The organism is Paenibacillus silviterrae, assembly GCF_030167925.1.
In the GTDB taxonomy this organism is placed as follows: domain Bacteria; phylum Bacillota; class Bacilli; order Paenibacillales; family NBRC-103111; genus Paenibacillus_G; species Paenibacillus_G silviterrae.
On record NZ_JASKUT010000001.1, the window covers coordinates 4,375,719 to 4,394,706 of the forward strand.

The 18,988-nt window shown below is 51.8% G+C and carries 17 protein-coding genes; 11 read left to right on the forward strand and 6 right to left on the reverse strand.

What is annotated here, in order from left to right:
* The first annotated feature begins 28 nt into the window (after nucleotides 1–28).
* From QMO62_RS20215 to QMO62_RS20225, 3 genes are read left to right on the forward strand one after another with little or no spacing between them, the layout of a single operon-like run.
* Complete coding sequence (locus QMO62_RS20215) at nucleotides 29–1,003, forward strand: ABC transporter permease (RefSeq protein WP_284643723.1); 975 nt, start codon at nucleotides 29–31, stop codon at nucleotides 1,001–1,003.
* A gap of 15 nt (nucleotides 1,004–1,018) precedes the next feature.
* Nucleotides 1,019–1,903 carry a carbohydrate ABC transporter permease gene (locus tag QMO62_RS20220; RefSeq protein ID WP_284643725.1) on the forward strand — a complete coding sequence of 295 codons (885 nt, stop codon included), beginning with the start codon at nucleotides 1,019–1,021 and terminating at the stop codon, nucleotides 1,901–1,903.
* Between the two features lie 55 nt (nucleotides 1,904–1,958).
* Nucleotides 1,959–4,307 carry a helix-turn-helix domain-containing protein gene (locus QMO62_RS20225; protein ID WP_284643726.1) on the forward strand — a complete coding sequence of 783 codons (2,349 nt, stop codon included), beginning with the start codon at nucleotides 1,959–1,961 and terminating at the stop codon, nucleotides 4,305–4,307.
* 73 nt (nucleotides 4,308–4,380) lie between these two features.
* Here the strand turns inward: QMO62_RS20225 and QMO62_RS20230 are convergent, their stop codons facing one another.
* The 4 genes from QMO62_RS20230 to QMO62_RS20245 form a co-directional block, all read right to left on the reverse strand.
* Nucleotides 4,381–9,345 carry a CBM96 family carbohydrate-binding protein gene (locus QMO62_RS20230; RefSeq protein WP_284643727.1) on the reverse strand — a complete coding sequence of 1,655 codons (4,965 nt, stop codon included), beginning with the start codon at nucleotides 9,343–9,345 and terminating at the stop codon, nucleotides 4,381–4,383.
* A gap of 222 nt (nucleotides 9,346–9,567) precedes the next feature.
* The gene (locus tag QMO62_RS20235) at nucleotides 9,568–10,179 is read right to left on the reverse strand and encodes a superoxide dismutase (RefSeq protein WP_284643729.1); all 612 of its coding nucleotides are present in this window, start codon (nucleotides 10,177–10,179) and stop codon (nucleotides 9,568–9,570) included.
* 110 nt (nucleotides 10,180–10,289) lie between these two features.
* Nucleotides 10,290–10,490 carry a mother cell protein YfhS gene (gene yfhS / locus QMO62_RS20240; RefSeq protein WP_284643731.1) on the reverse strand — a complete coding sequence of 67 codons (201 nt, stop codon included), beginning with the start codon at nucleotides 10,488–10,490 and terminating at the stop codon, nucleotides 10,290–10,292.
* 379 nt (nucleotides 10,491–10,869) lie between these two features.
* Nucleotides 10,870–11,487, reverse strand: coding sequence for a hypothetical protein (locus QMO62_RS20245; RefSeq protein ID WP_284643732.1), 618 nt, complete (start codon nucleotides 11,485–11,487; stop codon nucleotides 10,870–10,872).
* Nucleotides 11,488–11,820: 333 nt separating this feature from the next.
* Here QMO62_RS20245 and QMO62_RS20250 point away from each other — a divergent pair, with 333 nt between their 5' ends.
* The 8 genes from QMO62_RS20250 to folE all read left to right on the forward strand — a co-directional run bounded on the left by QMO62_RS20250 (nucleotide 11,821) and on the right by folE (nucleotide 17,341).
* On the forward strand, nucleotides 11,821–12,258 hold the full coding sequence (locus QMO62_RS20250; protein ID WP_284643734.1) for a GNAT family N-acetyltransferase: 438 nt from the start codon (nucleotides 11,821–11,823) through the stop codon (nucleotides 12,256–12,258).
* Between the two features lie 159 nt (nucleotides 12,259–12,417).
* Nucleotides 12,418–12,984, forward strand: a complete 567-nt coding sequence (locus tag QMO62_RS20255; protein ID WP_284644990.1) for a DUF402 domain-containing protein — start codon at nucleotides 12,418–12,420, stop codon at nucleotides 12,982–12,984.
* On the forward strand, nucleotides 12,981–13,571 hold the full coding sequence (gene lepB, locus QMO62_RS20260) for a signal peptidase I (protein ID WP_284643736.1): 591 nt from the start codon (nucleotides 12,981–12,983) through the stop codon (nucleotides 13,569–13,571). The genes QMO62_RS20255 and lepB overlap by 4 nt, the downstream gene beginning before the upstream one ends.
* An 89-nt stretch (nucleotides 13,572–13,660) precedes the next feature.
* Entirely contained in the window at nucleotides 13,661–14,851 is a 1,191-nt protein-coding gene (queG, locus tag QMO62_RS20265; RefSeq protein WP_284643738.1) for a tRNA epoxyqueuosine(34) reductase QueG, read from the forward strand.
* Entirely contained in the window at nucleotides 14,823–15,356 is a 534-nt protein-coding gene (locus tag QMO62_RS20270) for a methylated-DNA--[protein]-cysteine S-methyltransferase (RefSeq protein ID WP_284643740.1), read from the forward strand. Before queG ends, QMO62_RS20270 begins: the two co-directional genes overlap by 29 nt.
* On the forward strand, nucleotides 15,353–16,384 hold the full coding sequence (locus QMO62_RS20275) for an HD-GYP domain-containing protein (RefSeq protein ID WP_284643742.1): 1,032 nt from the start codon (nucleotides 15,353–15,355) through the stop codon (nucleotides 16,382–16,384). The genes QMO62_RS20270 and QMO62_RS20275 overlap by 4 nt, the downstream gene beginning before the upstream one ends.
* Nucleotides 16,385–16,454: 70 nt before the next feature.
* Entirely contained in the window at nucleotides 16,455–16,670 is a 216-nt protein-coding gene (locus tag QMO62_RS20280; protein ID WP_284643744.1) for a YneF family protein, read from the forward strand.
* Between the two features lie 77 nt (nucleotides 16,671–16,747).
* Nucleotides 16,748–17,341, forward strand: coding sequence for a GTP cyclohydrolase I FolE (folE, locus tag QMO62_RS20285; RefSeq protein ID WP_284643745.1), 594 nt, complete (start codon nucleotides 16,748–16,750; stop codon nucleotides 17,339–17,341).
* Between the two features lie 68 nt (nucleotides 17,342–17,409).
* On the opposite strand, the gene QMO62_RS20290 is transcribed toward folE, so the two are convergent.
* Both QMO62_RS20290 and QMO62_RS20295 read right to left on the reverse strand, forming a co-directional pair.
* Nucleotides 17,410–17,844, reverse strand: a complete 435-nt coding sequence (locus tag QMO62_RS20290; protein ID WP_284643747.1) for a DUF2935 domain-containing protein — start codon at nucleotides 17,842–17,844, stop codon at nucleotides 17,410–17,412.
* Between the two features lie 111 nt (nucleotides 17,845–17,955).
* A complete protein-coding gene (locus tag QMO62_RS20295) occupies nucleotides 17,956–18,984 on the reverse strand; it encodes an alpha/beta hydrolase (protein ID WP_284643749.1) in 1,029 nt (342 codons plus the stop codon).
* Nucleotides 18,985–18,988 lie beyond the last annotated feature (4 nt).

Consider the following 18,988-nt stretch of genomic DNA (forward strand, 5'->3'; position numbering starts at 1 on the left):
ATCCGAAAAAGAAGGAGGAGAATCTGACATGCAGCATATCGAACCGGCGTCGGGCTCTGCGAACGTTTCCGCGAAATCGAGTATTACCGGCGGCTTCCGAAGGACGGTAGCTAAAGATTTTGTTCGCAACAAATACATTTACATGATGGTCGTGCCCGTCGTGATCTATTACATCATTATGCATTACATGCCGATGTACGGGGCGGTAATCGCTTTTAAGCAATTTAACATCGCTAAGGGGATTTGGAATTCGCCCTGGGTTGGCTTCAAGCATTTCCAGGAGTTTTTTGAAAGCTATTATTTCTGGAGAGTTGTAAGGAACACGCTGCTGATTAACTTTTACGGCCTGATTTTTGGATTTCCGGCTCCGATTATTCTGGCATTGCTATTGAACGAAATCCGCGCCGCGTTATTCAAAAGAGTGATTCAAACGGCAACCTATTTGCCTCACTTTATTTCGCTCATCGTCATTTGCGGAATGATTATCGATTTCGTAGGCAGAGAAGGTCTAATCAACGATATCATCGTATGGCTTGGCGGCGAGAGGTCTTCGCTGCTGTCCGAAGCAGGCAACTTTCGAACGATTTATATTGCTTCTGGAGTTTGGCAGGAGATCGGCTGGGGCTCCATCATCTATTTGGCTGCGCTCAGCGGCATCAACCCTGAATTGTATGAGGCCTCCAAAGTGGACGGTGCGGGCCGGTGGCGGCAATTGTTTCACATCACGATACCGGGCATCACGCCGATTATTCTTATTTTGCTCATATTGAAAATCGGACACATGATGGACGTAGGATTCGAGAAAATCATTTTGCTTTACAATCCCACTACGTTTGAAACGGCGGATGTCATTTCGTCTTACGTGTACCGCAAGGGCTTAAGCGGCAGCTATGAATACAGCTCCAGCTCGGCCATCGGACTGTTTCAATCCCTCATTAATTTCAGCTTGCTGATCACGGCCAACTGGTTGACCAAAAGAATGAACGGTTCCGGCTTATGGTAGAGAGGAGGGCGACCTATGTTTGCAAAAAAAAGCTATGGGGAATATCTCTTTGATATCCTAAACACGCTGCTCATGTGTTTGTTAATTGTCGTCACCCTATATCCGTTCCTGTACGTTTTTGCCGCTTCCTTAAGCGACTCGAATATGCTATTGAGCCATACGGGAATGTTACTGCTTCCCGTGGGATTTTCCTTGGATGCCTATCAGCTCGTGCTGCAAAATCCGAATATCTTGACCGGATACGCCAATACATTACTCATTGTTACGGTCGGTACGTGCTTAAACATCTTTATGACATCGCTCGGAGCTTATGCCTTATCCAGGAAGCAGGTTCTGTGGAGCACGCCGATCATGTTTATAATCGTATTCACCATGTTTTTCAGCGGCGGTTTGATTCCGACCTATCTGCTTGTTTACAAAACCTTAAACCTGGGCAATACCTTGCTGGCGCTCATCATTCCGGGATTGATATCTACCTGGAACTTGATTGTAATGCGGACTTCCTTCGCTGCGATCCCGGAGGGGCTCATTGAATCCGCGAAGATGGACGGGGCCTCCGATTTCGGCGTCCTGTTCCGGATTGTGCTTCCGTTATCGATGCCGGTGATCTCCGTGATGATCCTGTTCTACGGAGTAGGACATTGGAATTCATGGTTTCCCGCAATGATTTACCTGAGAGAACGAGAATTGTTCCCCTTGCAGCTGATTTTGCGGGAAATTCTCGTTACCAACAGCACGGAGAGCATGATGACCAACATGGGGGATGCCGATAAGCATACCATTGGCGAAAGCATCAAATATGCGACGATTATGGTAGCGACATTACCGATCCTGATCGTGTACCCTTTCCTGCAAAAATATTTTGCCAAAGGTGTGATGATCGGCGCCATCAAAGAATAGCTTGGACGCCTGGATGACTAGTGATAGTATGATGATGTAGCTTGAAATTCAGCTAATGGAGAGTGTGATGGACTTGAAGCAATCGTTACGCCGGTTCCCCAAACAGCGTCTTTTCATTTCATGGATGAGCTCGTACGCCTTCATCCTGGCTATTCCTATGATCATCAGCATCCTTGTCTATTTTCAATCCGGACGTATCATAGAAAATGAGATTAATCGCGCCAATACGGCATTGTTGAAGCAGGTTCAGCAGGTGATGGACAGCCGGATCAAGGAAGTCGAGCGATTCAGCATGCAGCTTGCTTTTAATCCGCAAATCAATGGGCTTATGTATGTGAACGGGGAAATGTCTGATTTTCACCGGTATTCGATGATGCAGCTACTAAATGACTTTAAACTTTATAAAACGGTTAACCCGTTTATCTATGACTTTTATTTATTTTTGCCGAATTCCGGCATTATTCTTAATAGCTTCTCGAAGTATGATGATGCTAAGCTATTTTTCGAATCGTATGAAGGCTTTCAGGGGATGAATTATGCGGAATGGCTGAAACTGATGAACCAAAAGCAGCGTGGTGACTATATGGTATTGGATCGGCAGAGCCTTGGAGAGGAGTCCCGTAAAATCATAGCGTTCGCCCGCTCGCTTCCCTTGGAGGAGCCTAACCGTTCCTATGCCAAAGTCGTGATCATGCTGGATGAAAGGCTGTTTCGCCAGGAAGTGGAGCGGGTGCAGTGGGTTAACCAGGGCATCGTCTTTATGATCGACGAGAATGATCAAGTCCTGGCATCGAGCTCCAGCGGGCGTTCCTATCAGGATCTCGTGACGTACAGCCGGCTGAACGATTCCGAGAATATCCTAAGCACCGAAGCAAACGGGGAATCCGTTACAATATCGTATGTTTCATCGGAAGTGAACAAATGGAAATACGTGTCGGTGCTGCCTTCCTCTATCTTTTTGGAAAAAGCGCAGTACATCCGTAATCTGACGTTGATTAGTCTGGCGATTTGTTTGATTGGCGGCGGTGTACTGGCCTATTATTTCGCGAGAAAAAACTATAATCCTGTTAATGAGCTAGTGGAGCTATTGTCCGAGAAAGCCAAGATTTCCTTTGAGACAACGAAGCATGAATATGAGTTTATCAAGGGAATCGTATACCACACCTTTGACGAGAAGGAAGAAATCAACCGCAGGCTGGAGCAGCAAAATTCGGCCATGAGAGCCAATTTTGTGGAAAGGCTGCTTAAGGGAAGATTGGAGAGAAATTTCCCGCTCGACGACGCGCTGACTTCCTATCACATGAGCTTCGCTTCCGATCGCTTTGCCGTCCTTCTTTTTTATATTGAGGATTACAGCGGTTTATTCAAGGACTCCTCCGAGCAGGATTTGGAGCAGAAGCTGAAGTTTGTGCATCTCATCATTAAGAATATTGTGGAGGAGCTGGCCGGACAGCGGCACAGCAATGGATTTGTCGAAGAAGTGGACGGCATGATGGCTTGTCTGATCAGCTTTCACGGGGATGCCGGCGACACGAAGGCTTTGACGAGCGACATACTGGAGGAAGCCAAAAAGTACATCCAAGACCGGTTTCATATCCGATTCACGGTTGCCGTGAGCGGGACCCACCAAGGCATCGTTGGAATAGCCGCCGCCTATCAGGAAGCGGTTGAAGCGATAGAATACAAGCTGGTGAGGGGCTCCAGCCAAATCATTTATTATGAGGATATAGCGGTTCCGCCGCAGGAGCAGAAGTTTTTTTATCCCATAGGACTGGAGCAGCAGCTAATCAACTTTATTAAAGCCGGGCAATTCGATAATGCCGAACAGGCCGTACAAGACATCTTTGATAAAAATTTTTCGAGGGGACCGGTTTCCACGGATCTGGCCAAATGCCTGATGTTCACGATGATCGGCACGATGCTGAAAACATTGGACGACATCGCCATCTCCGAACAAACGTTTATGGATAAGCTGCAGCCGATGAGCAGACTCTTCGGCTGCGAAAGCGTGCCGGAGATGAAGTCCGTGATGCTCGATATATTAGGTCAGGTTTGCAGTTATATCGATGCGAATAAAAAGAGTCATAATACCGATTTAAGGGATCTCGTGCAGGAGTATATTGCAGAGCGCTACCAGGATGTGAATATAAGCATCTCGTCCGTTGCGGAGCATTTCGGCCTCCATTCGTCGTATTTATCCAAGTTTTATAAGGAACAAACGGGAGAGTCCATGCTGGACGCGATCAATAGAACAAGACTTCAGAAAGCGAAGACGCTTCTGAGCGAAGGCAGCAGTATCGGGGATGCGGCCGTTAAGGTTGGCTTCTATAACAGCAATGCCTTTATCCGCGTTTTTAAGAAGTATGAAGGCATCACTCCAGGTCAATTCAAATCGATGCTATAAATCGTGCAAAGCTACGGACGCCTGAAGCAGAAAAGACACTTGCCGCCCGGCAAGTGTCTTTTTTCTGTGTAGCTCATTCTTCTTTGGCCCATTCCTGCTGCTGTTTGATCTTTCCCGGCGCTTGATTGCAAGCTGCAGGAGGGGACGGGGGTAAACGATCTCCCGGTCGAACCGGATGGGAGCTTAGAACGTTCAAAGCTGCGCTTGGAAGCTGTGGAGGAAAAGAATGCTCCGGTATCGTGATCTCGACGGATGGACCCGTTAAGGTTTCGAGAGCGTCATCCTTCATGGCCTCCACCTTAAATAGATAGGTGCCAGGCCGTAATCCGTCAACCTCGTAGCCATAAGCCGATCCAAAAACACCGAAACCTGCTGTAGTCGCGGAATAGACCCCAGAATAAACGCTTTCGCCAACCGATTTTTTATAGATTGAATAGCCAACCGGTGCTTTATCGGCGTCTGCCGGCGTCCAAGTTAACAGCACCTTGCTGCAGCTGATTGCTTCTGCTTGCAAGACAGCGTGTTCAGGCCACTGCACCTGCGGTTCCGGCTCGCTTAACTGGTAGCTGACCACTTGTAAATAAGGGATTGTATCCGCAGGAGTATTCTCCCGGCTTTTTACACCGACATAATTCCCTGCCCCCAGCTGGCTTAGAGCTATGCTAATCCGTTGATCGCCCGCAAATTCGGCTCGGGTGAAGCCCGTAACGTCAAAGCTGCGTGGCAGCCAGGCATTGTCGATCAGGCTAGAAGCCAGCGCCTTTGTACCGACGGCAGGCTTATTGTTCCAGGTCATTCCGGCCTCGCCCTGTTCGATCCAGGAGTCGTCCTGCACCTCATACACTCCGACTTCTTTGACTCCGCTGTTGGTTGCGGCGGATACGTAGAGAGAGGAGGAATGAATTTCGTTTCCGCTTACGCCGGCAAGCTGGAAGCGCAGATAAGCCTGCTGCGTAGGATAGCCGGAAGCCGTATTGTTGACGTCAAGCTGCGGTTTCGTACCGAAATTGGTATCGGCATATGCGTCCTTGCGCACATAAGTATCCGCTTCGGGAATCAGCTTCGTTACAAAAGGTCCCGCCTGCGGGACAATGATCTCGATGGATGCTGATTTGCTCTCTCCGTTCAGTACAGCCGTTGCGGCAACTGTCGATTTTCCCGGCTTCAAGGCAGTAACCGTACCCGAACCATTCACTGTAAGCACGTCGGGTCTGCTGCTTGTATAGGAGACGGACGATTCGGGGAATTGCACAGGGCTCCCGTCATCCATGCTTCCTTCCGACCGGAGCGTTTGCGATTGCCCGGCGCTCATAAATACGGAATCGGCAGTTACGGTAAAGGACGACCATTCATTCTCCAACCGGTAGGATTGCACCAGCAAGTAAGGTCTTTCGGACGGACGTTCTTTACTGTAGATGGAAATGTACAAGCCTGCGCCCTCCTGCCGCATAGTAAAGCCCGCCTTCCGTTCACCGTTCATCTGCTCTTGAACATAAGAGGTGACATCGAGCGCATGCCATGTAAACCCTGGCGCTATCAATTTCGATTCAAGAAAACGGTCTGCAGCAGGCTTATTATTCCAAGTGATGCTCGGTTCCTCCCAGCCGCCGGGGGCATGCGAATACAATTTATTTTCCTTCTCGCCGCCCCTGCTGTCCGTATTCGAGGCATACAGCATTAGCTTGGCTGAATGCAGCTTTCCTGTCAGAGAGCTCAAATCAAACTTGAAATACGACTCGCGAGTATTGCTGCTTGAGCTTGTCACGGCTAATGTGGTTGCACTGCCATAATTCGTATTCGGGCTGCCGCTCGCCACATACGCATCTGCCAAGATAGGCACTGCGCTCGTTTCGAGACCATGAATTGCAGAAATAACTTCGATCGAAGCTGTGCGAGTTACGCCGTTAAGCGTCACGGTCGCCGTAATACGGCTAATGCCGGCGGATAGGGCTTGAATATTGCCCTCTTGGTCAACCGATAGAACGGACGGATCTTCACTGCTGTAGGTGACGGACGCTTTCGACAGATCGGCTGCCGATCCGTCCTCCAGCTTACCGCTTAGCTCCACTTGGGCGTATGCTCCAACCTTTAGCACGTTCGGATCCAGTGACAGCTCGATCTGATGAAGCTGCGGACCTATGAAGGAGTACGCTTCTACCTCTAAGCGGGGGCGGAGAGCTGCGTCGGCATACTCTTTGCTTCGTATGTTTGTGTACAAGCCCGATTCGCTTTGAAGCACAACGAAGCCGGCTTGCTCCTTCTTGTCGAATTGAGAATATACATAATCGGTCACATCGAGACTTGCCCATTGATAGCTTGGAGTGGCCTCGAAGGAGCCGAGCTTGATGCCGATCGGCGGCTTGCTGTTCCAAGTGATCCCGCCGGTTCCCGATTCGATCCAGCCGTTCTGCATAACCTGGTGAACATGGTTCACCTTTGTTCCCCCCTTGCTGTCGGTTACGGCCGCATAAAGCTTCAACGTAGCATGATCGATCTCGCGAGGCAAGGCGGAGAGATCGAACCTTAGGTAGCTCTGGCGGGCGTTACCGTAATTTACAGCTAAGCTTGGGGACTGGCCGTAATTGATCGTTGGATTCCCGCTCTCAACGTAAGCATCGGCCGCGGGTAACAGCTTCAGATAGGGATTCAGTGCATTCGGGTCGATGGAGAGCCTGATCGTATGAGTGCGTCCTCGCGAGCTGCCGGCGGCTACCATAATCTTGATATTCGGCGACGTATTCAGAACAGTAACGGTTGGATCCTTGCTGATGATGCTGACGCCGACCTTGCTCAGCTCCAGTACGATATATTCGCTCGTTTGGGTTGGATCGGAGATGGATACGGTAAGCTCGCTGCCGCTTTCCTTCACCAGCACAGAGGCAGGCTGATAGCTCTTGATGTACCCCGCCCGTCCCGGCTGCCAGAAGTTAGCCCCGATGATGCCTAGCGAACGGTGTTTAACCGCCTGAACGTTAGCGGAGTTGCTCAAAATCTCCACCGCAGGGTTCGCGCTGTATGCCGCCGTTTGAGCGGCATCCTTGTTCGGCAGCAGGACATAGGAATAGTCTGACTGATTTGGATTGATGCCGTGATTCAGCCATAGATTCACATAATGGTTTGTTATCGGCTGCGGGCTTCCGGAGTTCTGGTTAATATCGCTCCAAGCACCTGTTCGCTGCTCGCGCAGCCCATTGAGGTCCGCCCTTTTCGGAAAATAATACCCGATCCCGGCTTCCGGCGAGCTTCCGGCCAAATGAGCCCACTGCACGGAGGGCATGGTCTCCGACCAGTCCATTTCACTCGGCTTCTCCGTGCCGTCGATCGTTAAGACGTTGCTGCCGGAGGAATTCAGCCGCCGATTTTCGACGATGGTTTCGACGGTTACATTTTCCTGGCTTGTGATTCCCGCCCCTAGAGCTACGATTTCATCATCAAACATAAACCATGATTTCTTCGCCGCCAGATCGCTTCCGTAAGCATCCAGGTCCAAGCCGGATACACCGTATTTGTTATCCAATGAAGCTCCGCCGGCCCATCTGTTAACGGGAACGTAGTCTGAGCCCCAAGGAATCGATTGGGCGGAACGGGGTCTTGTGTCCACAGTGGTTCCCGGAAGCCGATACGGATTGACCGTCGCCCAGTATCCCTCGCTGTAATGGTTCTGATCTCTATTGTACAAATACAGCATACCGTCGGAAGTATACCAGCCCTTCAGGTTCTCGTTATTAATAGACTCGTATTTATAGGTGCGATTAGAGGAAAGGCTTAAGCCCACACCAAAATCCGGGCGATGATGCACGATGCGGTCCATGGACGGAAAAACCTTATGCGTGATCAAATCGTCGGCGGCAGTAATTGCCGTATCGGCCATCAGTGCTTTTACATGTATAAGAAAATTCACGTTGCTGCTGGAGTAATAGTAATCCGGATCGATGGAGATCCATCGCTTCACCATCCGCTGCAGGGTCAGCTGCTCTGCGGAAGAAGCCGCATTCGACAGCTTTATGATGGCAAGAATCGCCGAATTGCCGGCGGCATTATCCTGAAGCTGGGACCGGGCTACTTCCCTTCCGCGCACCATGTCCATAAAAGCGCCGTCGTAGATCAGCGGCTCGAAGGAATCTGTAACCCAGCGATATACGTTTTGTTTGTTCGGGTCCGTCACTTCCCATGGAGTGCCCTTCAACAAAATAAAAATGTTTGCTATGGAATCGAGCAATGCTCGGCCATAGCCTCCGTTATAAGGATGCTTGTTGTGTTGAATAAACGACCCGTCCTCATAAAACCCGTCGCCCTCGGTTACATACATAAATACCTGACTCAGTCCGTCGCGTGCTGTCTCGAGACTTTCCGCACGTTTTGTCAGAGTTCCGTACAAAGCGAGCACCGTGGCCCTCCAGACACGGTTGGCGCCCGTATCCGAACTTAGGATCCCGGGTGAGAATACAGGGATCGGGCGGCTGAACCGTTCGATCTGTTCGGCTGTCAGCGTACCGTACATCATGACCATGATATCGTTCAAATTCATCGGGCTCCCGAGCTCCCAATCGAACCAGTTATCGTACTTGCGGCTGTTCTCGTTGTAGCGGTTCGCATACATCCATTCCAAAGCTCCGATAATATCGCTCTGCAGCGCTGCGTTACGATACAATGACGACCCGGGGGTCGTATATGCCTTTGCCATTACACGCAGACGAGAATATGTGCCGGTGATGTGAGAGGATATACTCGTGCTGGACAAATCATTCCATATACCGGTCCGCTCAGACGTAAGATTCATTGTATCCCATAGGCCGGTTTCCTCCGGATTGGACACTTGAGAAGCAAGGGAAGCAATAGCAGCAGCAATGTCCGGATCTTTCTGATCAATCTGATTGCCGCCGGTCAGTAAATCGCTCCAATTCGAACGCAATAGATCATACGCAGCCACATCATTCTCGGAAGCAGAGACCTTAGCGGATTCAGTGAACGGGAACAAGCCAACCAGCAGCGTGAATGCAAGTAAAACGCTTACAATCATGTTTGCTTTTCGATTCATTATCCGATTCCTCCTTCTTATCTTGGATTTTGCTGCGATTCACCGAACATCGCACGTACTTACTGTAGCGATACAACCGATAACATGTAAATCTTCAATTTTTAATAAGCATCATCAAATGAGGAGATTGATTCAAAGGAAACAAAAACAAGCTGGCACCGGTGGAATTCCGGCGCCAGCTTGGACGAGGGGCTTATATTTACATAAGCCTAGAGTCTTGTCTTACAGTGCTGCTTCGTAACGCTTGCCTACTTCAGCCCAGTTCACAACGTTCCAGAACGCAGCGATGTAGTCAGGACGCTTGTTTTGGTATTTCAGGTAGTATGCATGCTCCCATACATCCAAACCAAGGATTGGCGTTTCGCCTTCCATGATTGGGCTGTCTTGGTTAGGCAGGCTGTAAACCTTCAGCTTGCCGTCTTTGGTAACAGCGAGGAATGCCCAGCCGGAGCCAAAACGAGTTGCGCCTGCTTTAGCGAAATCCTCTTTGAATTTATCGAAGCCGCCGAGCTCGTTGTTGATCGCATCAGCCAGCTTGCCTGTAGGAGCGCCGCCGCCGTTAGGACCGATTGTTTCCCAGAAGAGGGAGTGGTTCGCGTGGCCGCCGCCGTTGTTGCGAACGGCAGTACGGATGCCCTCAGGCACGCTGTTCAGGTCGGCGATCAGCTCTTCAACGCTCTTGTTTTGCAGTTCAGGAGCGGATTCCAGCGCTGCATTCAGGTTCGTTACATATGCATTGTGGTGACGATCGTGGTGGATCATCATAGTCATTTCGTCGATGTGCGGTTCCAGTGCATTGTTCGCGTAAGGCAGTGGCGGTAATTGATGTGCCATGGCTTGAAAAACCTCCTAGAAATATGTAATTTCCTCTACATTATCGCTGATTTTTTATATAAAATCAACATGTATGTATAAAAAGTAACCGAGTGTAGCAAAGCGGCAGGTTATTGGTTATGGACTCCGGGTCCACGGTCCTCAATCTCGGTGATGATCTGATTCAGCATGGCCGTCCCTTGCGCATTCAGCCAAGGAGACATATCGCTCATCACACGCTGATGGTAGTGAAGCTCCTCCGAGGTCCATTCGGAATACTGGTGCGTATGAAGCTCATCAATGGAACGGACCTGCTCCTTATTGTTCGGCATGTAACTACCTCCTTTCCCGGGCCTGCTTAATCTCACACCCGGATTATATTCCCTCTAGAGGTATGATTTTATACGGGAAAAAGCCCGTTCGGGTCACAGTAGCTGTTAACACACTATGCAGTGACTCGTACGGGCTTTAGTCCGGGCCAGCCGGCAGGAAAGAAGGTGTACCTGAACCCGATTATCGCAAATGTGCGATTACTGATGCCCGGGGAGTGCGATTTCGCCCGCGCAGTGGCAGAACTGCCATTATCCGGCCCTCCGCAGGGTGTCCATTCTTCCGTTCTTTGGTGTGCTTACGTATTGCCGCGCCGCGTAAAATCCACCTTACAACCGCCCATGCAAGCGCGCTTACGACCATACCTCCAGCTTAACACCGCTAGCTGCTGCTGCTCGTGCCGGAGCTGCCGATCCCCCCGTGCGAAGACGAGGTGCCGGAGGAAATCCCGCTGCTGGAGCTTGACGACCGTGAGGTACTAGAGGATGACACAGAGGACGAAGACGTGCTGCTTCCCTCTGCAGTGCTGCTCGATCCTCCGTTCTGCGTGAACGTTCCCGTCCGCGCGCTCGTGGCAGGGGTCGCATCCGGCTTCGAAGCCGTCCCGCCCGGCGCGGTACCACTGCTTACGCCCGCACCGCTGCCGCTGCTTGGCGGTAACGTCGTAGTCGCAGGCTGCCGAACAGCTGCCCCTCCTGACGAAAAGCCGCTGCCCCGACGATAATAGGTCATTCCATTATAAATATAAGTCCCGCCGCTGCGGTCGATATCGATGCCGTCATCATCACAGCGATTATCCTGATCGTCATCCCGGCAAGCGTCTGCGGGGGGCATACCGCCCGGTTTCGGATCCGCTTTAACCGCTGCCGGGGGCAAGGGTGCAGGGGAGGGAACAGCCGGCTTCGGAGCCGGTGCGCAGCCCGCCGTTAAGGCCGTTGCCAGAAATAAGCTTACGATCGCAGCCGATCTGCCCGTCCCTGAGGAAGTCTCCTTTTCCATACGTTTCGCTCCAATCCATGATTGCTAAGGATACTCTTAATACGCATATCCACCCTGCAATGTTTCAAGTGTAGAAAAGTAGGCGGATAACACCATGCAAAAAAAGGCATCGCCCTCGCAATCACTGCATATAAAAATGTAATAAGGAAAACCGCATAAAAACGTAGCAAATGAACGCAAACAGCATGAAAACGCTTCATAAAAAGCGCTTTCAACAAATTTCTGAGGTTTTTTGCAGAAATTTAAAGAAATCTTAAAATTTCAGCAGGAATTTTGTGAAATTTGTCGTATTTTTAACTAATACCAAACTTTATGCTGCGGGGAGAGACCATCATGCAGGTGAGCACATATCAGGTTCGGTCCTTTCAACTTTCCGATTATGTTTCCGTTACGGAGCTATTCAGCAAGACATTGTCGGAGGAATGCTACGAAGAGACGATGGCTGCATTCGCTCGGCAATTATCTTGGGATAGCGAGCTCGTCATGGTTGCTCAAGAAGGTGACCGGATTACCGGCGTCATCGTAGGCACCATCGACAATCAGAACGGTTATTTTTACCGTATTGCCGTAGATAAGGATTATCAGCGCCGGGGAATCGGGAAGTCGCTTATCGAGAGCTTACGGGGACGCTTCGAGCAACGTAAGGTAAGACGCATTATGGTAACCGTGGATGTGCATAACGAGATGATCCTGCCTGTTTATGAGAAGGCCGGCTATCAACCGAACGATTTCTCCAGAGCAGCGCATCGGCTGAGCATTGTGGGCGGCTGATCTATAATTCTACATATTGAATGGTAATCCTAAGCATAGACACGAACATCGACCTTCCCAGATCGCTTTCGTTGTTATGCTTTTTTTGTTTTTGCTTGAAAGCGAAGCAACATACGTTTATTCTAGAACAAAGAGACTGTAGAAGGGTCAGGGCGAGTGATGGCTACTTTTTCCGCACATATCATCAAAAGCTTCAAGCACGACGGCCATTTGCATCGAATGTGGCTGGAAAATTGGCTAGTCCCGGAATCCCTTCTGCACAAGGATCACCGGGAGCAGTCGATGCTTGTCTTCATCAACAGCCAGACGAAAATCGTGGAGGCCGACGGGAAGGAATGGGTAAGCCGCATTCCCGGCGTGTCTTTTTTTATCCCAAAGCTGTGGTTCAATGTGGTGGCGCTGATTGAAGAGAACGGCGTAAGGTATTACTGTAATATCGCCTCCCCTCCATATGTCAACGGCAAGGTCATCACCTATATCGATTATGATCTGGACGTCATCCGCATGCCCAGCGGGGATGTGCATGTGGTCGACCAAGAGGAATACGAGCGTCACAAAATAAGCTACCATTATTCCCAAGCTGTCGATACGCTCGTCAAGCAGGGGATGGAGACGCTGCTTGAGCGGCTACAGCGCGGCGCAGCGCCTTTTCAGGATCAAGAGGTGCTGCGTTATTACGCGGAATGGGAGCGATGGAAAGATCGCAAGGACGGTGAATCGCCGTGAGCGCACCGCTGTCCGACGGAGCGAAGCCGAAGACTCCTAAGACGGAGGATCAGGCCGAGCCGGGATTGCTGCTGGAGGTTTGGGATTGGATTAAAGCAGTGGTCGTCGCCATGACGGTCATTATCCTGCTTCACCAATACGGGTTTCATCTGTCTACGGTGAAGGGAGCCTCGATGGAGCCGACGCTCACGGAGGGCGAATGGCTGTTCATTAACAAGACGATCCAATACCTAGGTACGCCGGAGCGCGGTGATATTGTCGTAGTCCGGGATCCTTCGGGGATGGACTCGCCGCATCCATATCTAGTGAAGCGAGTTGTGGCGGTAGGCGGGGATGAGGTGCAAATTATCCGCGGCAAGCTTCTTGTCAACGGAGCAGAGGTGAAGGAAAGCTACATCGATTCACCGATTGAAGACGGACGGTTTGAGCCGTTGACGGTGATGGAAGGTACGGTGTTCGTCATGGGGGATAACCGCCATCGCAGTGCAAGTCATGACAGCCGCAGCTTCGGTCCTGTGCCCGTGGGCCAGATCGAGGGCAGGGCGGAATGGATTGTATGGCCTTTGGCCAAATGGAGCCGATTATAGGCAGTAAACAAACGCGGAGTTACGAATGGGGAGGTCGGACAAGGCAGGAACAGGAGGAGGGCCCGCTTACCGGCGCGGCGAGGTGAACAATGAGCAGAACAGAGCATGACATTGATTGGGGGAAGTTAAAAAACGAGCTTAAAGAGGCGGCGCCTCAGCTGGGTATCGATAAGATCGGGTTTGCCGCCGCAGACCCGTTCACGGAACTGAAGGGCATCCTGCTGAAGCATCGGGCTAAGGGCTTTGAATCCGGCTTCGAGGAGCGGGATATTGAGAAGCGGGTGGATCCGTCGTTAACCTTGGCGGAGCCTCGCTCGATTGTGTCGATTGCTGTCGCCTACCCCTCGAAGCTGAAGGATCCCCCGCGTTCCGAGCCGGGGGCCTACCGCGGGATGTTGTCCCGCTCAGCCTGGGGAACGGATTACCATCATGTGCTGCGCAATCGACTGGAGCGGCTGGCCGATTGGATTCATGCGCGGGTGCCGGATGCCCGGCTGGCCAGCATGGTCGACACCGGGGCTCTAGTGGACCGGGCTGTAGCCGAAAGGGCGGGCATCGGCTGGGTAGGCAAGAACTGCTCCGTGATTACGCCGGAGTTCGGCTCATGGGTCTATCTCGGCGAGATGATCACGAACCTGCCCTTTCCTCCGGATCAGCCAGTGCTGGAAAGCTGCGGCGATTGCACGATTTGCATCGACGCTTGTCCGACCGATGCGCTCGTCGGTCCCGGTCAGTTGAATGCCCAGCGGTGCGTATCGTACCTGACGCAGACAAAGGGCATCATCGAGGACGATAAGCTGAAGGAGAAGATCGGCAATCGCTTGTACGGCTGCGATACATGCCAGATCGTCTGCCCGAAGAACAAGGGCATTCACTTTGACCATCATCCGGAGCTGCAGCCGGATCCGGAGCAGGTCAAGCCGCTCCTGAAGCCGCTGCTGGAAATGTCGAACCGCGAGTTCAAGGAGCGGTTCGGCTCAAGTGCCGCGTCTTGGCGCGGCAAGAAGCCGATCCAGCGCAACGCGATCCTCGCGCTGGGCAACTTCCGGGACGCCAAAGCGGTACCGCAGCTGGCAGAGCTGCTGCGGCGGGACGAGCGTCCCGAGATTCGCGGCACGGCCGCATGGGCATTGGGCCGTATAGGAGGCGCAGCGGCGTGGGAAGCGCTGAACGCCGCCTGGGAGCACGAGCGCGATGACGCCGCTCGCCGCGAGGTGGAGAAGGCGCGGATGAAGTTAAGGGAACGGAAGGATGATCACGTTGGCTCTGCTGAAGTATGATGAAATGGATTCGCCCATCGGTCCGTTGACGCTAGGTATGGTTGGGGAGGGAGCTTCTGCGAAGCTGTGCCAGATCGAGTTCGGTGCCTTCCATGAGGCGGAGGACAAGCTTAGAGCATGGTCGAAGCGCTGGTACGGGGAGACCGAATGGCGGCATGACCCCGGGCACCTGGCGCCGGCCGCCGAGCAGCTGAGGGAGTATTTTGCCGGTATCCGAACCTCCTTTGACCTGCCTTTGGAGCTGCGAGGGACGACATTCCAGCAGAAGGTATGGCAGGCACTGATGGACATTCCTTATGGACAGGCCTGCTCCTACCGGGATATCGGCTATCGAATCGATGCGCCCAAAGCGGTACGTGCGGTAGGAGGGGCGAACCATAACAATCCGGTGCCCATCATCGTGCCCTGCCACCGGGTGATCGGGGCAAGCGGTGCCATGGTTGGATACGGCGGCGGGCTGCAGATCAAAACCTTTTTATTACAGCTGGAGGGATTTCCGGTATGAAGTATGTACACATCGAGACAGTGGAACCGGGTCAGCTCCTGGGGAAAACGATCTTCTCCGCCAACGGCTCCGTGCTGCTCTCTGAGGGCGTTCAGCTGACGGTATTCATGATCACCACGTTGAAGCGCATTGGCGTAACCATGGTGTATATTAAGGATCCAAGCTTTGACGATGTCGAGATTGTCGATCTTGTTTCGGAGGAAACCAAGCGAGCGGTCATTCAGCAGATGTGCCAAAGCTTCGAGTCCATCCGTTCAGGCAAGGATTTTAACACGAAGCATATTGCGCTCAGCGTAGATAACCTGCTGGATGAGATTATGAAAAACAAAGACGTGCTCGTTCAGCTGTCCGATATCCGCACGAAGGATAACCTTATGTACGTCCACGCCATGAATGTGTGTATGATGTCTACCCTCATCGGCATCAATATGGGGCTGCCCGTTCCGCAGATTCGTGAGCTGGCGATCGGCGCCCTGATGCATGATGTAGGGAAGCTCGAGAACATCACTGATGATGAAGCGGGGGATTTGAAGAAGCACCATACATGGCGCGGCTTTGAGGTGATCAAAAATAAACGCGAGCTGAATCTGCTCATCGCTCATGTGGCTTTTCAACATCATGAGACGATGGACGGAGAGGGGCTTCCAAGGCGTCTCCGCGGCGACGATATTCATCTATATGCAAGAATCGTTGCTGTAGCCAATACCTACGACAATTTGCTGTACGATGGACAAAGCGGCAACCGTATGATGCCTCATGAAGCGTGCGAGCATCTGATGGCGCTGGCCGGCAAGAAGCTGGACCGCGAGATTGTCATTCAGTTCCTACGCATCGTGTCGGTTTATCCGACCGGTGCGTCCGTTCGCCTGTCGACCAAGGAAACCGGTGTTGTCGTCGGGCAGCATCGCGGCTTGCCGGGACGCCCTGTCGTGCGGATCGTGAAGCAGGACGCAGAAGGACAACTGGAAGTGAAGGAAGTCGATTTGGCAAAACATAATACTATATTTATCGATAGCGTTATGCTTTAATGGTTTGTATCCAATCTATGGACATGGTATGATGAATTAGGAAAATCTTGGCATCAGGAGTGAAGAACATATGTGGGGTTACATCATTACAGGCTTGCTGGCACTCATTGCAGGTGGCGTTGGCGGCTTTTTTATCGGCGTCTACTACTTGCGTAAACAAATCGAGAACATGCAGAATAACCCGGAGATGCTGCAGCAGATGGCGAAGCAGATGGGTTACAACTTGAATAAACAGCAGATGAACAAGATGCAGCAAGCGATGAAGAAGCAGAAATTCCGCCCGTAATTTGGCATCGCGGTGCGGATCGCTCTTTCGGCTGGCGTTAAGTCGGCCGGAGAGGAGCTTAAGGAGGAGGGGAAAGCATGCCGGCCAAAGATTACAAGAATAGCCGCGTACAGGAGAACAGGGAGCAGATTGAGCACCACGTTCGCGAGATTTTGCGCTTGATCGGCGAGGATGTGGATCGGGAGGGTTTGCTGGAAACGCCCGCTCGGGTAACACGGATGTATGAGGAAATTTTCGCAGGGTATGACGCGAATGTGAAGGATATTCTAGGCGTAGCATTCGACGAGAAGCATGAGGAGCTCGTTATCGTCAAGGATATCGTATACTACAGCCAGTGCGAGCACCACATGGCGCCGTTCTTCGGCAAGGTGCATATCGGCTATATACCGAGCGGCAAGATCGCAGGTCTTAGCAAGTTCGCCCGGCTGGTCGAAGCGGTTACACGTCGTTTGCAGGTACAAGAGAGAATTACATCGGAGCTGGCCGACATTATTGAAGAAGAGCTGACACCGCACGGGTGTATGGTTGTCGTCACAGGCGAACACCTTTGCATGTGCGCACGGGGAGTAAAGAAGTACGGCAGCAAGACCGTGACGTCAGCGGTACGTGGTGTATTCCGTACGGATGCGCCGGCTCGTTCGGAATTTTTATCCTTAATTCGTGAAAATTAAACGGAAAAGCCCATGGAAATCTACCTTGACGGTAGACTTCGATGGGCTTTGTTGTTACAGGGTGGGAGCTAACAAGGGGTCTGGTCGCTTTGCACCGCTTGCAGCACCCCCAAGAAATATTCGGATTCCCTAATGATATGCAGCATGACGGTCTCGATGACCGGATTGGCCTGGATGGGAGCGCTCTGAGCAAGAAGGGCATACAGCTGGTGGATAAACTGCTGGGATTGAGCCATAGATACCCTCAGAAGCTCTTGAATTTGGTTATGTACGGCCGGACTGATCGGAGCCGAGGCCCTAAGCACGGCCTCGATCCATTGTTGAGCTGCGGTTTCGGTCTGAGCGAAGACCTGCTCCCATTTTTCCAGCAAAGCCGCATATGCGGGCTCCAGATTAGGGACAAGCGTACGGATGACAACGGTGTGCTCTCGTTCCTGCATCTTCCAGAAGCGGATTTCTTCCAGCACCCGAAGCGGCATTAGTGCTCCATAGACATATAGCATAAATGAAAAAACCTCCCTATGAATACTTGTACTTGTACGCGGTTTCGTGAAGAACGAACGGCTACGAGACATTGTATTCAGGGAGGCTTGGGTCCTATGTTCCTTCCGGGGTTAGCGGCTGCCGGAATTGGAAATATTTTTCGGCGGGCTTGTCGCCAGAGTACGGAGGAAGCCTGTCGTCATTTGGAGGTAGCTCCGTTTCTGACCGCGATAGATCAGCTCATGATAGTCTTTGTCGGACAGCCATAGCTGCGAGCCCGAATCGGCCTTCTGATTGTGGAAAATTTCTTCCGCTATTTCGTAAGGAGCTTTCAGATCCTTCTTTCCATGAATGAAGAAGATCGGCATCGAATACTGTGTTTCCTTCACTTTATCGTACGGAATCTGGTTCAGGCTCACCCCGTTGATCAACGGGAAAAAGAAATGAACAAGCGGTTGAGAAAGCTTAGGAAGATTGGCTACCTGCTTCATGTTGTGGTATAGCGTAGCCGGCTCCAGAATGAAGGTGCTGTCGAGGATCATGCCGTCGATCTCTCTGGTTTGCAGCGCTGCTTGTAGTGCCGTTCCGGCTCCCATGGAAAAGCCCCAGATGAAGATCTTCTCTGCACCGCGTTCCTTGGCATAGTCGATCGCTCCGAGCAGCTCCTGGGATTCGCGCAGTCCTCCGGTCACGCCGAGCTCCGATTGAACGAAGCCGTAATCGAACATGAGCACATTGTAGCCTTGGTTTTTGGCGGCCTTGGCCAGATCGTAGATCGGCACCCAGATTTCCTCTCGGTTTCCGCCGTAGCCATGCGAGAAGATGACGGTGATCTTGGAGGCTGCCGCCCCTCCTGCAGCTGCTGCCGGAATGTACCACCCGTCCAATCGGGAAGCCTCATCCCTGCTCGGGAACTGAATATCCTCATAAGCCGCGCCGAAGGCTAAGGCCGGATTGGAGGTCAGCGGATCGATATGGGGTCTCGCCAGCGTCCACGCAATGTAAGCATGGAAGCCCAGTACTAAGCTGGAAAGAGCGAGTAATAGGGAGAACAGGGCCAGCAGCCAAGCTCGATAACGCCGGGCAAGTGATAACCGTTTGACAGCGGTTTCAACGGTTGGGTTTTGAAGAGTGACGGGAGTGTACGAGTTCGAATCCATAGAG